The sequence below is a fragment of the Blautia sp. ZXY-1-B12 genome (genome assembly GCF_056339915.1).
The window spans coordinates 1-15,379 of the sequence record NZ_JBWJVP010000092.1 but is presented as its reverse complement, the minus strand read 5'-3'; the positions used below and the strand labels follow the sequence as shown (position 1 = coordinate 15,379).

13 protein-coding genes are annotated in these 15,379 nt (G+C 44.1%); 3 read left to right on the top strand and 10 right to left on the bottom strand.

What is annotated here, in order from left to right:
* Window positions 1-133: 133 nt before the first annotated feature.
* The 3 genes from AC075L_RS06020 to AC075L_RS06010 form a co-directional block, all read right to left on the bottom strand.
* The gene (locus tag AC075L_RS06020) at window positions 134-1,492 is read right to left on the bottom strand and encodes an acyltransferase family protein (RefSeq protein ID WP_476387353.1); all 1,359 of its coding nucleotides are present in this window, start codon (window positions 1,490-1,492) and stop codon (window positions 134-136) included.
* 331 nt (window positions 1,493-1,823) lie between these two features.
* Window positions 1,824-2,588 (bottom strand): glycosyltransferase family 2 protein, encoded by a 765-nt coding sequence (locus AC075L_RS06015; RefSeq protein WP_476387352.1) that lies wholly within the window; start codon window positions 2,586-2,588, stop codon window positions 1,824-1,826.
* 2 nt (window positions 2,589-2,590) lie between these two features.
* Window positions 2,591-3,991 carry an exopolysaccharide biosynthesis polyprenyl glycosylphosphotransferase gene (locus AC075L_RS06010; protein WP_022380407.1) on the bottom strand — a complete coding sequence of 467 codons (1,401 nt, stop codon included), beginning with the start codon at window positions 3,989-3,991 and terminating at the stop codon, window positions 2,591-2,593.
* A gap of 597 nt (window positions 3,992-4,588) precedes the next feature.
* Here AC075L_RS06010 and AC075L_RS06005 point away from each other — a divergent pair.
* The 3 genes from AC075L_RS06005 (at window position 4,589) to AC075L_RS05995 (ending at window position 7,708) form a co-directional block, all read left to right on the top strand.
* A complete protein-coding gene (locus tag AC075L_RS06005) occupies window positions 4,589-5,728 on the top strand; it encodes a glucose-1-phosphate adenylyltransferase (RefSeq protein ID WP_022380243.1) in 1,140 nt (379 codons plus the stop codon).
* A 1-nt stretch (window position 5,729) separates the two neighbouring features.
* The gene (gene glgD / locus AC075L_RS06000) at window positions 5,730-6,845 is read left to right on the top strand and encodes a glucose-1-phosphate adenylyltransferase subunit GlgD (protein WP_476387351.1); all 1,116 of its coding nucleotides are present in this window, start codon (window positions 5,730-5,732) and stop codon (window positions 6,843-6,845) included.
* A gap of 266 nt (window positions 6,846-7,111) precedes the next feature.
* A complete protein-coding gene (locus AC075L_RS05995; protein WP_025581187.1) occupies window positions 7,112-7,708 on the top strand; it encodes a 50S ribosomal protein L25 in 597 nt (198 codons plus the stop codon).
* Between the two features lie 120 nt (window positions 7,709-7,828).
* On the opposite strand, the gene AC075L_RS05990 is transcribed toward AC075L_RS05995, so the two are convergent.
* The 7 genes from AC075L_RS05990 to AC075L_RS05960 all read right to left on the bottom strand — a co-directional run.
* Entirely contained in the window at window positions 7,829-9,379 is a 1,551-nt protein-coding gene (locus tag AC075L_RS05990; protein WP_476387350.1) for a PucR family transcriptional regulator, read from the bottom strand.
* 107 nt (window positions 9,380-9,486) lie between these two features.
* Complete coding sequence (locus AC075L_RS05985) at window positions 9,487-10,122, bottom strand: cobalamin B12-binding domain-containing protein (protein WP_055054123.1); 636 nt, start codon at window positions 10,120-10,122, stop codon at window positions 9,487-9,489.
* A 411-nt stretch (window positions 10,123-10,533) separates the two neighbouring features.
* Window positions 10,534-11,070: a DUF2284 domain-containing protein gene (locus tag AC075L_RS05980; protein ID WP_118616805.1), complete on the bottom strand. Its 537-nt coding sequence runs from the start codon at window positions 11,068-11,070 to the stop codon at window positions 10,534-10,536.
* 56 nt (window positions 11,071-11,126) lie between these two features.
* Window positions 11,127-12,860, bottom strand: coding sequence for an ASKHA domain-containing protein (locus AC075L_RS05975; RefSeq protein WP_476387349.1), 1,734 nt, complete (start codon window positions 12,858-12,860; stop codon window positions 11,127-11,129).
* Window positions 12,861-13,243: 383 nt separating this feature from the next.
* Window positions 13,244-13,879 carry a corrinoid protein gene (locus AC075L_RS05970; RefSeq protein ID WP_008705414.1) on the bottom strand — a complete coding sequence of 212 codons (636 nt, stop codon included), beginning with the start codon at window positions 13,877-13,879 and terminating at the stop codon, window positions 13,244-13,246.
* A gap of 76 nt (window positions 13,880-13,955) precedes the next feature.
* Window positions 13,956-14,774 carry a methyltetrahydrofolate cobalamin methyltransferase gene (locus AC075L_RS05965; protein WP_026649855.1) on the bottom strand — a complete coding sequence of 273 codons (819 nt, stop codon included), beginning with the start codon at window positions 14,772-14,774 and terminating at the stop codon, window positions 13,956-13,958.
* Window positions 14,775-14,876: 102 nt separating this feature from the next.
* Window positions 14,877-15,379: uroporphyrinogen decarboxylase family protein (locus AC075L_RS05960; RefSeq protein ID WP_476387348.1), on the bottom strand; the 503-nt coding region annotated here is incomplete at its 5' end.

Sequence of the window (15,379 nt, the reverse complement as noted above, 5' to 3'; positions counted from 1 at the left end):
TAGATACTTTGATTATATCATACTTCCCAACTTCCGTCACCTGTCCGTTACAAAAATGTTAAATTCGCATTAACTTTACAAAAAGAAGAGTTTTGAAATACTGTTTTTGTATCTCAAAACTCTTCCTTTGTGTTTATGGTTCTTTATTGTCGTCCATCGTTCTGGTAGTAGCTTCCAGTTCCTGGATCAGGTCTTCCAGCGAAAGCTCCTCTTCCCCTTTGATCAGTTCATCAGGGATATCATCCAGATTATCCTCTTCAATCTCCAGCTCCATGCCGGCCACATTGCTGAAGCCTTCATGCCTGTCAGAAGAAGTATGATCCGGTATATCCTCGTCCATATTTACTTTCTCCACATGTCCGTCCTGCTCACTCTCTGAATCAAGCGTTGCCGCAAGCTCTGCGATGGCTTTCTTTCTTCTGAGAAGTTCATATTCATCATATTCGCTGTCATACTCTTCTTCCAGACCTTCATCTCTGACTGTCTTATCCTTCTTGATCAGGATAAATGCGATCAGATTCAGAACACCCGTATAGAGCAGATCCACAGGCAGACTTCCCAGTACAAGTACAAATACCAGTGATACTCCCAGAAGCACCCATACATTGTTCATTGCAGGAAGCATCAGGATGTATAAACCATTCATAATGATCATGATCGGATAATGGAAGAAATAAATTCCCATTGTATGTCGTCCCACATAGGTGAGTGGCAGTTTGATGTCCGGCACTAACGCAAGCATCGTATAGACAACTACGAAAGATACCAGATACATCAGCAGTCTGAGGATCACTCCCTGAGGATCCGTCAGGCCACAGAGCTGATATCCATGATTACCTCGGAAAATAGCAATTCCCATTTCATTTGGGATCATATAATTCGGTATCGCCCACAAAAGGACTCCGGAGATTGCCACCAGAATCCATTTTCCCTTAAATTTACGGATTGCTGTGATATATTCACTCTTCCAGAGATACCCCGCAACAAAGAACGGGAAAAATACCACGATTCTTGATGATGACAGGAATGTGGTAAATTCCGGTCTGGTTCCTGCCCATAATGCGAACAGGATACTGAGCAGAACAATAAATCTGATCTTACCCAGGGCCTCAATGGTAAGGCGGTAAATAAACAGTGCCAGTATATACCACATGACACTTCCGGTAGGACGCAGTATCTCATAATCTACAGATCTGCCCAGCCATATCTGTGAATACCAGGTTAAGGTATATCCCAGAACATAAGGGATCAGCAGGTTCTTAAAATTCTTCAGCACATTCTGAGGTTTCTTTGACAGATATCCTGAAATAAAAACAAATGCAGGCATGTGAAAAATCGTGATCGCATACCACACATATCTCACTACAGTGTCTACCTTTACAAGGTTAAATGCAATAATATGGTTAAATACTACCAGAAAGATAAGCAAAACTTTAATGTTATCAATCAGGCAGGAGTACGGCACCGCCGCTCTCTCTTTTTTTATTTTCATGTTTAAGTACTATCCTCTAATCATATTTCTGACTTCTGCTGTGTGAACATACAACCCCATTCTGCCAGATTCTTCAGAGATGACCGGCAGACAAAAAAACGCACAGCAATGTAACGGGCAATTAACCGCAAAGTCATATTTACTGCAACAAGCATAACATATTTTTACGATTTATGGAATAGAAACTTAACATTTCGGTCAATGGAAATATTTTGTTACTGTTCACACACCACTATCCCGCGAGGTGTTTTGGCATGAATATGCCAAAATCCCGAGACATACAAGCCAAAATTCCATTGCCGCAGGCAATCTGGAATGAATTTTGGCTACGTTACTGTGAACGAAGTGAACAGTAGCAATATTTCCATATTCCATGTACAGCATAAGAACAGAAAAAAATACAGCTTCTGATCCTGCCGTAACCGGCGTATCTGTAGACATTGTAAGTCATGGCTGCTGATTTCAGTTTGTTTCTGGATTTGCCGCCTTCGCTGAGACGGTATTTCAGATAGGGTTTGTTGATTCCGGCAGCACAGCCGTATTTTCGCAGGATTTTCAGCCAGGTGATATAATCCTCATGGCTGTCGTCATGCTCCATGGGAAATTCACGCGCCACATCCCTTCTGAGTATTACCGAAGAACAGTTGATGCTGTTATGTTTCAGAAGTTCTCTGTAGGTGATCTTCTCTTTTACAGGGATTGTCCGTCCTGTACTGCTTCCGTCCGCTTTCATCAGTTCCCGCCCTGTAGAACACAGCACGTATCCTGTCTCTTCCAGACGTTTCAGCTGTTCTTTCAGCTTGCCTGACTCCCACCAATCATCTGCATCCAGAAAAGCAATGTAGGTTCCCTGTGCCAGCCCGACTCCTCTGTTTCTGGAGCCTGCAGCTCCCATATTCTGTTCATTCTTAATATACCGAAAGTCCTGTCTGCCCTCATAGGCAGACAGGACTTCCTCTGTATGGTCTGTAGAACCGTCATCGATCACCAGAAGTTCCAGCGAAACTCCCTGTTCATAGACGGATTCCACAGCCTTTCTAATATATTTTTCTCCGTTGTAAACCGGCATGATCACAGATACCAGCGGTTTATTCATTGTCATTCCTCCGTTTTATTCTCTGACACTCCGGCGTTTTTCCCGGAATCCTTCAACGCATTTACCTGTCTGTCATCTACTCCCTCAGATACTTCTTTCTGGAAAAAGATTTTAACTGTCATAAAGATCAGCTTGATATCCAGCAGGAAGGAATAATTCTCAATATAAAACAGATCCAGCTTTAATTTGTCATAAGGAGTTGTATTATACTTACCGTAGACCTGCGCATATCCGGTAAGACCTGCTTTAACTTTCAGACGATAATAGAATTCCGGAAGCTCTTTCTCATACTCAAGCATGATACTTTCACGTTCCGGACGCGGACCTACCAGAGACATATCTCCCTTAAATACATTGAAAAGCTGAGGAAGCTCATCCAGATGAAGATTTCTCAGCACATGACCTACCGGTGTGATACGGGAATCATGCTTGGATGCCAGTCTTGCACCGTTTTTCTCCGAATCTACGCACATACTGCGGAATTTACAGATCTTAAAGGGCTTTCCACCCAATGTCAGACGGTCCTGAAAATAAAACACCGGACCTCTGTCGTATGCTTTTACCGCAATCGCTATGATCAGCATGATCGGTGAAGTGATTATAATGCCGATCCCTGAGATCAGAATATCCATAACTCTCTTTGCAGCACGCTGGTCTACTGCCAGTCCCATATTTCTGGATACCAGAAGCGGTGTGTCAAAAAGATGGATGCGTTCACTTCCCATAAGAATGATGTCCGAAATCTTCGGACTCACATAGCATCGGACAGAATGTGCAAAACAGTATTTCAGATAACGGTTTCTCTCTGTTGAATGCAGATCCCAGATGATCACGCCGTCATAATCCTGCATCATCTGATGGATTTTTTCTTCTCCCACACTGATGTGTACCTTGCCGCTGATGTCATATTTGTCCTTTCGGGAATTCATCTTATGGATCAGGTCGTCCCCCGGATCCCGGTCACCGTAAATGACCAGAAGCCGGCGTGCGCGGTAAAGTCCGGAATAGATATACCTTGAACCAAATATCCAGATAATGATCAGCACCAGCTGTATTCCTGTCATCTCGATCATAGGCCATACGCTCAGGAACCACCTGTTGATCAGGGTGATCTCCAGATATTCCACCACATTGGTACACAAAAGTGCCAGTGTCAGCGAATAAAATACATCAATCCTCTTAAGATATCCAACCTTAAGTCCTCCGTACAATTTGGCAAACAGGGCAAACATCAGACCGTAGATTGCGATCAGTACCCAGTTACCTTTGCGCCAGAAAGGCTCGTCGATCTGTCCTCTGTAAACGGAATACCACACCCATGCAAAGACCGCCGCCTGTGCCAGAACCACGAGACTCGCCAGACAAAATACGATAAATCGTTTATAATCTTCTCTTTTACTCACGTGATAACCTCTGTTTCTCTGTAACTGTTGTTACTGTTCACTGTTTTCACAGTTACGTTTCTTCAAATCTGTTACCGTTTGCTTCGCTCACAGCAACATAAATTCTTACCTATTATAGCGTAAGAATTATTATACGTCCACCTGTTTCACTTAAATTTATACAACTAAAGTAATTCCAGTTACTGTTCACACACCACTATCCCGCAAGGTGTTTTGGCATGAATATGCCAAAATCCCGAGACATACAAGCCAAAATTCCATTGCCACAGGCAATCTGGAATGAATTTTGGCTATGTTACTGTGAACGGAGTGGACAGTAACTAATTCCAGGTTACTGTGACCTTTACTCTCTGATGGATTGGATTGTCTGCAGTACTCCGTAGAATTAATAAGAATTCATATATCAGCATAATTTACATATAACTGCAGCCTCCCGTCTTACAATTCCACTCGATATTTGTATATAATGTATATTTTTTCGTCGATTTTACTTGACTTGTAGCGAAAATTTTACATATTTTTTTCAGAAACCTATGGAAAAATGTCAGGAAAAAATGTATAATATTACCTAACAAATGAAAGCGAGGGTTCACTATTATGAAACAAAATAGTATGTTGGCCATGATCCTGGCCGGCGGTCGTGGCAGCCGTCTGCATGATCTTACCAATAAAGTGGCAAAGCCGGCCGTTTCATACGGCGGTAAATATCGTATCGTAGACTTTCCTTTAAGCAACTGTGCCAACAGTGGCGTTGATGTTGTAGGTGTACTTACACAGTATGAATCAATCCAGCTGAACAGTTATGTGGCAGCCGGCGGACGCTGGGGTCTTGATGCTAAAAACAGCGGTGTTTACGTTCTTCCTCCACGTGAGAAAGCAGATGAGAATCTGAATGTATATCGCGGAACTGCAGATGCAATCTCCCAGAATATTGATTTCATTGATAAATTTGATCCTGAATACGTTCTTGTTCTTTCCGGTGACCATATTTATAAAATGAACTATGACAAGATGCTTGCAGCCCACAAAGAAGCAAAGGCAGATGCAACCATCGCAGTTATCGGAGTTCCGATGAAAGAGGCAAGCCGTTTTGGTATCATGAATACTGATGAATCCGGACGTATCGTAGAATTCGAAGAGAAACCTGAGCATCCGAAGAGCAACCTTGCATCCATGGGTATCTATATCTTCACCTGGAAACTCCTCCGCAAGATGCTGATGGCTGATATCAAGAATCCGGATTCCAGCCATGACTTCGGTAAGGATATCATCCCTACTATGCTTAACGATAACAGAACTCTTTATGCATATAAATTTGAAGGATACTGGAAAGATGTTGGTACCATCGACTCTCTCTGGGAAGCAAACATGGATCTGTTAAGTTCCAAGAATGAACTGGATCTGGGTGATCCGTCATGGAAGATTTATACAGAAGATGTTACCGCACTTCCACAGTACATCAGCGCAGAAGCAGATGTTAAAGATGCATATATCACACAGGGCTGTGTTGTTCAGGGCGAAGTTAAGCATTCCGTTCTCTTTACAGGTGTTAAGATTGGTGCAGGTGCCAGAATTATCGACAGTGTACTGATGCCGGGTGTTGTTGTAGAAGAAGGCGCCGTTGTTCAGCGTGCACTTGTAGCTGACGGTGTCCGCATCGGTAAAGGTGCAGTTGTCGGTGCCGCAGACAGTGAGCACATTGAGCTTGTAGCGAAACGCGTAAAGGGGGCAGAATAATATGTATAAGGCATTTGGAATCGTAAACTCTTCCGGGAGAAATATTTATGTAGATGGTATGCAGGATTATCGCCCAATCGGTGCGTTTTCTTTCCTTGGCAGATACAGAGTCATTGACTTCCCTATCTCCAATATGACCAACAGCGACATTGACCGTATTCAGGTCTATATCAATAATAAACCCCGTTCTGTTGTAGAACACGTTGGAACAGGACGTCATTACAACATCAACTCCAAGAGCGGCAAACTTCAGCTTCTCTTCTCAGAGCACAATAATGACAATGATATCTATAACACCGATATCTCCTGCTATCTGGACAACATGGAGTCCCTCAGCAGAATGAATCATCCGTATGTTGTCATTGCCCCGAGCTATATGGTTTATTCAATTGATTTTGACCAGTTTTTACATACACACATTGAGTCCGGTGCAGATGTTACCCTGCTTTATCACGCTGTTGATAACGCAAAAGAGGCTTATCTTACCTGTAATGTTCTGGGACTGAACCGCCAGAAAGGTGTGGAATCCATCGAACCGAATCATGGTAATAAGAAGAATCAGTATGTTTATATGGATACCTGTGTTATGAAAACAGAGCTTTTCATCAGCCTGATCAAAGAAGCCAAGAATCTTTCTTCCATGTATACACTGGCAGACATCCTGAATGATAAATGCGAAACTCTGGACATCCGCGGCGTTGCACACAAGGGATTCTTTGCAAGCATTACAGACTTCCCAAGTTACTATGCTGCAAACATGGCTCTCCTTAATTACAAGTCAGCTCAGGAACTTTTCCATGATAACTGGCCAATCTATACACGTACCAATGATTCCTGCCCGACTCAGTATTTCAATACTGCAGATGTGAAGAATTCCGTAATCTCCAACGGCTGCCAGATTGAAGGTACTGTTGAGAATTCCGTAATCGGTCGTGGATGCGTCATTAAAAAAGGTGCTGTTGTAAGAAACAGTGTTGTTCTCGCTGAAGTTACTGTAGGTGAGGGTGTTCACGTAGAGAATGAAGTAGTTGACAAATGGGCAAACCTCATTCATAAAAAAGAAATCGTTTCCCCGGCTGAACAGCCTGGTTATATCAGAAGAAATGATACTCTGTAATTAATGATTAATTAGATTAAATGCAAAGCCCCCGGAAGCGGTCACTTCCGGAGGGCTTTGTTTGTGTTTACTTAAATTTCACAAACTCTTCACATTTTCCTCTTGCATTTTATTTCTAGCGTGTTATAATACAGCTGTAACAAAGATAAAGAACAAACAACTGAATACTCAAAAATACTTAACACCACCTGGAGCATTTCGGATGCTCATAAATTAAAGATAGTGTCAAGCGTGTCACCTCAGCTGTAAAATGGAGGAAAAGTCAAATGAATACTTTAAAAGCTGAAAAAAGAACAATGGACACAAAGGCCAAAAGATTAAGAAGAGAAGGCTACGTTACAGGTAACGTATTTGGCAGAGAGATGGAAGGTTCTCTTCCTGTTAAAATCGAGAAATCTGCTGTCGAGAAACTTCTCAAGACAAGTAACAAAGGAAGCCAGATTATGCTGGATGTAGATGGTCAGTCATATGACGTACTGATCAAAGAGATTCAGTTCAATCCGTTAAAAGGACAGGTGGATGAAATAGATTTCCAGGCACTGGTAAGCAACGAGAAAGTACATTCCGTAGCAGAGATCGTACTTGTAAACCACGACAAACTGGAAGCCGGTGTATTACAGCAGCATCTGGAAGAAATCTCCTTCAGAGCTCTCCCATCAGCACTGGTAGACAAAATTATGGTAGATGTCGGTGACATGAAAGTCGGCGACGTAATCAAAGTCAAAGACCTCGCCATCGCCCAGGACAAAGATGTAGACTTAAAGACAGACCTTGAAGCTGCAGTTGTATCCGTAGCCGCCGTTCACGTAGACCCGGCTCTGGAAGCTGAAGAAGAGGCTGCTGCCGAAGAAGAAGCTAAATAACATAATATCTCTTTTAACATTTATTCAGGTACGCTCAAGCGTACCTGAATTTTTTTATCAAAACATCTCCCTCCACAAATAATTGACCTTTCCAGATATCTGCACTATTCTGTTCCCGTACTATTCTTTCTCTTGCTCCTGCTCCAGCAGCCTGAATGACAATTCCAGATAAAAAATCTCCTCCGGATCATCCAGCTCCGACTGCAGGATTTCCTTAATCCTGTCCAGCCTGTAAAGAAACGTACTGCGGTGGATAAACAATTCCCTTGCCGCCTGGGTTGCACTGAGATGCTGCTCCAGATACACTCTCAATGTCTCCATGTACTGAGTCTGATTCTCCTCATCATGCTTCTTCAATTCCAGCAGCCCTTCATGACAGATCATTGTTCCCGGCAGTCTTCTTGTTGCCTGTTCCAGAATATAGGTCAGTGCCACCTGACCGAAATAATGAATCCACAGATAAGGCTTCTTACGGCTTCCTACATCCAGAGCCGTCTTCGCCTGCACATACTGCCGTCTCAGATTCATATGTCCTGTCATCACCCTGCTGTATCCGGCTTTCAGATAAGTATCCCTGATAAAATAAACCAGTTTTCCGGCTACTTCCTCCTGACTTTTTCCAAGTCTGGTAAGGTCAAAAAATGCCACAATTTCATCCTGATAAAGAAAACTCACAGAATCCTCAAATTTCTTCTTAATATATCGGCAGATTGCCTTTGTGGAAAGATTCTGCTGATTCAGATAGGTAATCTGCAGGATCAGGCACATATATTCATGATTTCCGCTCCATCCCAGTTCACTCAGTTCTCTGCTCACTTGCATATAATCCGCAGTCCTGTCCGACAGAATTCTCACAAAAATCTGCTCCATATCCCTATCCGGATCTTCTTCCTCCGCTTCATGCGCAAGCAGATACTCCAGTTTCTCCACCAGAATATCCAGTACACAGATAACTCTCAGTGTAATCTCTGATCTGCACTCAGTCAGAACCAGCCTGTGAGTTGCTTTCCCATCCACAAACAGATTTCTGTTCATCGAACGACATCCACTGATGTAAGCCGGAAACATCACATATTCATGCGTATCTGCCATATCTCGATAAGTCTCATTCTGCAAAAGTGCATTTACATATTCCATATTCAACCCGTCGTCTGTATACAGCCGCGCCCTCGGCGGCAGATACTCGCTTCCCGCTTCCGCCACGAAGGTAAAATCCAGTCCTGTTACAGTCATCGGATTCTGCAGAAATTCCGATGTCACCTGCAAAAGCCTGTCCATTCCGGCATGTTCTAACATCAAATTATGGAGCTTCCGTTCCCATTCATCAGCCGCATCAAAAATCTCCTGCACATCATTCATAAATTCTGCTATTTCTTCCAGACTTTCAAGTGCAATATGAATATACGGAATCTGCTGAAACTCTTCTGATGCAGCATCAATTTTCTCTCTCCCACAAAATACCCAGAATATATTTTCAGCAGTCAGAACTGCAGGTTCCCACTCTTTAGCACATCTCTGCACCACATAAACATGCCCCTGCCGAAATGTTTCTTTTTTTTCATAACACAAAAAAGGGCGCAGATATCCGTCTGAACCGGATAAAGTTCCCCTTTCCGTAATTTCATATTTCTCTTTTATTTTTTCATATAAATAAACTGATGACAGCTGCAAGTCTACAATCCTCCTGTCACATAATTGAAGCACCTATTTTACCAGTCAATTCTATAGCAATTTAACTCACACTATGTCTTTCTCATACGCACCTGTCAGCCCGGTTCTCACACAATAAACGTCTTCGCAACTTCCACAGCCTCAATACAGTTCTCTGTATAGGCATCTGCTCCCATATTCTTCGCCAGCTGCTCCGTTACTGCACCTCCACCAACCATAATCTTAAATTTATGCTTACTGTTGCTTCGTTTCAGAGACTTCACCACCTGCTCCATCTCCGGGATTGAAGTACTCAGAAGCGAGGAGATACACACGATCGACACATCCGGATTCTGTTTCACTGCACGCAGAAACTGCTTCTCAGAAATATCCACTCCCAGATCAATCACCTTAAATCCGGCACTACGAAACATGATCGCAACCAGATTCTTACCTACATCATGCAGATCACCTTCCACCGTTCCAAGGATCACAGTTCCGATATTCCTCCTGCCAAACTGCGAGTCCTGTTCCTCCAACAATTCAAAACCCTTACGCACACTTCGGGCTGCTGCCAGAATTTTAATAATATCCGCACCATTGGATTTGTAATTCTCCCCCACTGTTCGCATAGCCGGAGTCATGGCCTCTTCCACAATCCGCCCTGCAGGAATATGCTGCTTCAATGCCTCCCTCACCAGCTTCTCTGTCTCCCCCGGATGTCCGTCTTCAATTGTTTTTCTTAACTGTTCCAGTACTGTCATATCCTCAAGCCACCCTTAATACCTTCTGCCAAAAATCCCCCGCCCTGCGGCGAAGGATTTTTTGTTTTTTCAAACACGCTCTGCGCTTTCAATATCTGTATTTTATCATATCTCACTGTTATTTACAACGAAAACTGACTTCCCCTTCCGCAACCTCCACAGAGAATGTTACTGTTCACTCCGTTCTCAGTAACACGCTTCGCGATGCACAGAATTTATGCTAATCGCATAAATTCGCGCGGTATATCTCGGGTTTTCTGTGACCTTCGCTCACAAAAAACACCTCGCGGGATATTACCAGTGAACAGTAACCAGAGAATTTACTTGATTTAAATCAAGCAGATATTCGTAATCCGCTTCGCTACACCAAATAACTGCTCCACAGGGGACTTACCTGATTCGGCTAAAATGTTATTCCAGAAGGTAACAGCTCGTATAAGCAATCGTACAATCCCCATAATAATACTGTAGCTCATTGGCCTGGCAGACCTGTGTTACCAGCATCCCGTAAGCCTCCATCGATGAGAAAGCCTGTTTCGGAAACCTGCATGGAGCATCCGGATAAGTACAGACCTTACATTTCGTACAGCATCCCGCACCAATCGCCAGCATATCCGGATAAATCTCCCGAAGTTTCTTCTCAAATTCCACAAAATACTCCTTATGTCTGGCTTCCGTTTCCATCATTCCCTCGCCATCAAAAATATCCTCCAATTCACCAACTGTCTGAACAATAATCCCATACTTATACTGCCGGACTTTCGCTTCACATTCCTCAAGAGAGCCACATCCCGGAGGACAGCTCCAGCACTTATCATACTTATGACAGGTATCTGCTGCACACATCTGTCGAACCTCCGGCTTCAGCTCAATCGTATCACAATCTAGCAACACCACATGCGAAAACCCCTGCTCCATTCCCATTTGCTCTATTTTTTTTATATCCATAATCTAACCCCTTACTCTCTTGTATAATCTATAGCAACCTCATCAGGCGGATAAAATCATTCACCTGTCTCAAATCCCAGTTCATCAATAAAATGATCCTGAAAATCAGCCGAAGCAGCCAGTTCAACGAATTCAATCTTTCTCACCAGCTCATCCATCTCTAGCATTTCCTTCTCATTCACAAGTGCGATCTTCGCACCCTCACCAGCAGCGTTTCCCACTGGTTTCACTTTCTTCACAAGCATCGCCGGAAGCAAGCCAATCTTCCCGGCACTGACCGGATCCATATAGTTGCCAAAAGCACCTGCAATATATACCGAACAGATATCATCTTCTGTAATCCCAATCCGCTCCATAAGCATCTGAATTCCCGCTGCAATCGCAGCTTTCGCAAGCTGAACCTCTCCGAGATCCTTCTGCGTCAGATAAACTCCTCTCTCATTACCGCCCCGCTCTGGCGGTACCAGAATAAACACACCTTGCTTCTCCTGTCCGCTTCTCAGCACACCATTCTCATCCAGCATTCCAGCATCCAGAAGACCCGCCACCAGATCGATCAATCCCGAACCACACAAACCAACCGCCGGCTTATTCCCAACAGTTGTATAGTTCCACTTCCCATCCTCATACTTCACATGATCCACAGCCCCGGCCGCGCCACGCATTCCACACTCAATCTTCGCACCCTCAAAAGCAGGCCCGGCCGCAGTAGAACAGGTCACCATCCGCTCCCTGTTTCCCAGAACCATCTCACCATTCGTTCCAATATCTATCATCAGAGAAATCTCTTCCTGCTGATCCTGCCTGATAGCCAGCAGACATCCACAGGTATCCGCTCCCACATATCCTGCAATATCCGAAAGCATGATCAACTCTGCACGCTCCTGCACAGCCAGACCATAATCCCCCGCATTCAGCACCAGCCTCTCACTCACAGCCGGAATATAGGGCGCATGTACCAGCGAAGCCGGAGAAATCCCCAGAAACAGATGATGCATACAGGTATTTCCCACAACACACACCTGAAAAACATCCTCTCTCCTTATCCCTGCATCCTCTGCCAGACTTCCCAACATCTCATTAACCGCTTTCCGAACACACATACTTAACGCTTCTGTTCCATGCTCCAGCGCATAATTCGCCCGCATGATCACATCCGCACCATACTGCGCCTGCGGATTCATCCTGCTCTCAACTGCCAGAGTCCTCCCATCCGCACCATCCAGCAAATACCCCGCAATGGTAGTCGTCCCAATATCAAACGCTGCCAGACACCTCCGACCAGCTTCCTTCCTCATTTCCAGAATCCGCCGTCTACTGTAAATCACATACCATTCATCAGAATCCCTGCGCATCCCATACAATTCACCCGCCAGCTTCAGATCCACCTCCATCTGCCCCGGCTCAACCTCACCATCTGTCTCCGCCAGCGTATCCAGCAGCCTCTGCCAGTCCGACCGCTTCTCCCCTGCTTTCGCCTTCTCCAACTCAACCTGAGCCATCCGTAGTCCCGGTTCAAACACAACTTCTCTGTTAAATCCATCCGTCAAAATCTTTTCATTGCCAGCCCTGTCCAATGTCTCCACTACACAAGTCTCACCTTCACCAATCCGCACCTGACACGCTTTAACCACTTCCCCATTAATCTTAACCAGACACTTCCCACATTTCCCCAGACCGCCACAAGGCGCATCCGGCCTCAGTCCTGCCTGAATCTCCGCCTCCAGTACCGATATCCCATCCTCCACCTCTATCTCAATATCCTCACGCACAAACTTAACCCAAGCCATAAAAACCTCCCACATATCCAATCCAAACATCACAACAGCCAACAGCCAGCTCAGAAAAATATTTTATTTCATGTGCATTTGCAGGGGTCTTAGATATTCTTAGCTCTCAGAAATCTGCGTTATGAGCAGACTGTATCACTGTCTGAGCGAAGTTTGCAACGGAGCGAGTTTGAGAAGGCTGCTCATGCCTTTAGCAGATTTCTGAGAGGTTAGAATATCTTAGACCCCGAAACCGCACATGAAATAAAATATTTTTCTGAGCGTCCCCTTTTTCCCATTATAACACACTCCAAAAAAATCCCAAAATACACGAAAGGACCACTCCACAGAGCAGTCCCCTCATAATATTTTCATGTTATACTAAACCCGCACAAGCAATCAGATCAGGCTGCCAACTTCTTAGCCAGTGACGCCGCACTAGCCGCATCATCAGAATATCCGTCAGCACCAATTTCCTCAGCAAAAGCTTCTGTAATCGGCGCTCCGCCAACCATAACCTTAATATTACCTCTGAAATCCGCCGCATTCAACGCCTCAACAGTCTCCTTCAGAGCCGGCATAGTAGTAGTCAGCAGCGCAGAAAGAGCAATGATCTTAACATCCGGATTCTCTTTATAGCACTCAATAATCTTAGCCGCCGGAACATCAACTCCAAGATCGATTACCTCAAATCCGGCACTCTCGATCATCATGGCAACCAGATTCTTACCAATATCATGAAGGTCACCGGAAACCGTAGCAATGATAACCTTACCAAGTGCACCTGTAGAACCAGATGCCAGATGCGGTTTCAGAACCTCAACACCTTTCTTCATAGCACGAGCTGCAACCAGCATCTCCGGAACAAAGATCTCACCATTTTTGAATTTCTCACCAACTACAGACATCGCACTGATCATACCATCATTCAGAATCGCAACCGGATCATCACCCTCATCAATAGCTTCCTGTACAGCCGGTCCTACTAATTTCGCTTTCCCTTTTTCAACTAATTCCGCAACTTCATTTATCTTAGACATAATCAAATCCTCCTGTTATTTCTCAATTTCAGATTCCAACCACTTAATTCATTTACACAGTTTCTACAGATTCAACCTACTTCTTCTTTGTTGTACCAATTAAGCCTTCTCTGTAAGCCCCTATATATTCCATACAATAATCATCCAGACCAAGTAATGCTTCTGTTGCATAAACCAGTCCAAGCATATCCTTATTTGTCGGATCCATAATTCCACTGTCCAGTCCTGCATTCATTGCCAGTACCAGGAACCCGTAATTAATCAGCTTACGAACCGGCAGATTAAAGGAAATATTACTGATTGCTGCCGTAATATGAATGGTCGGATACTGCTCACGTACACTTGTGATCGTCTCAATATTCGTTGCAATACCATCCTCAGAAGTACAAAGCATCTCAACCAGCGGATCAATGTGAATCCTGTCCGGAGCAATTCCGTACTCTTTCGCTTTCGCCATGATCTTGTCAAAAACTTTCAGACGGTCTGCTGCACATTTCGGAATACCTGTATTGTCACTCAGCAGCGCAATTACCTGCCATCCCTCATTTCCCGGCTCAGCCATGATCGGGAAAATCGTATCAATCTTATGTCCCTCTCCTGATACAGAGTTAAAAATTCCAGGTTTCTTACAGAACTTATAAGCCTGTGCCAGAACATCCGGACTCGGGCTGTCAATTGAGATCGGAAGATCTGTAACCTCCTGGATACAGTCGATCATCCATTTCAATGTTTCCACTTCTTCCGCTTCCGGAACAGAAGCGCAACAGTCAATATAAGTAGCTCCGCTTTCCGCCTGAAGCTTTGCTCTTGCTTTAATAAATTCAGAGTCTCTTTTCGCGATCGCTTCTGCAACGATCGGGATAGAACCATTAATTTTCTCACCAATAATAATCATTTTCAAACACCTCCATAGCATCATCCTCTGCAACACCTGAAATTTCATCTAAATGTCGGACAGATATTTGTATTCCGTTTTGTCACTGACAAATACCTGAGATCAGAACATAATCTGCCATGGAAGCCTTGTGGATTCAGATGCCTTAATGCCAAATTTCTCTTCATTCAGCTTGTCAATGGAATCACAGAGAGATTTATAAACACCCGGATAAACAGAACCAGGGCCACCCTGAGCGATACATGGAATAAAGTATTTGTTTCCACATTCTTCGCAGACACGACGTACCACTGCATCACAATTCTCATCTGTCCAGCCCTCAAAATCAACTGCACGATTTTCGATACCGCCCATGAAGCTGATCTTTCCGCCATATTTCCTGATCAGTTCCGGAAGATTATTGGTTTCCATACATCCCTGCCATACATCGATCCCCATCTCAATCATAGAAGGAACCAGTGTTGCTGCGTAACTGTCAGAATGATGGATAACCAGCTCAACGCCATGACTGTGATAATATCCGTAAATTTCTTTATATGGCTCAAGTAAAAATTCATCAAACATTGCAGGACTCATAAATGTACTGTCCAGTCCACCCCAGTCAT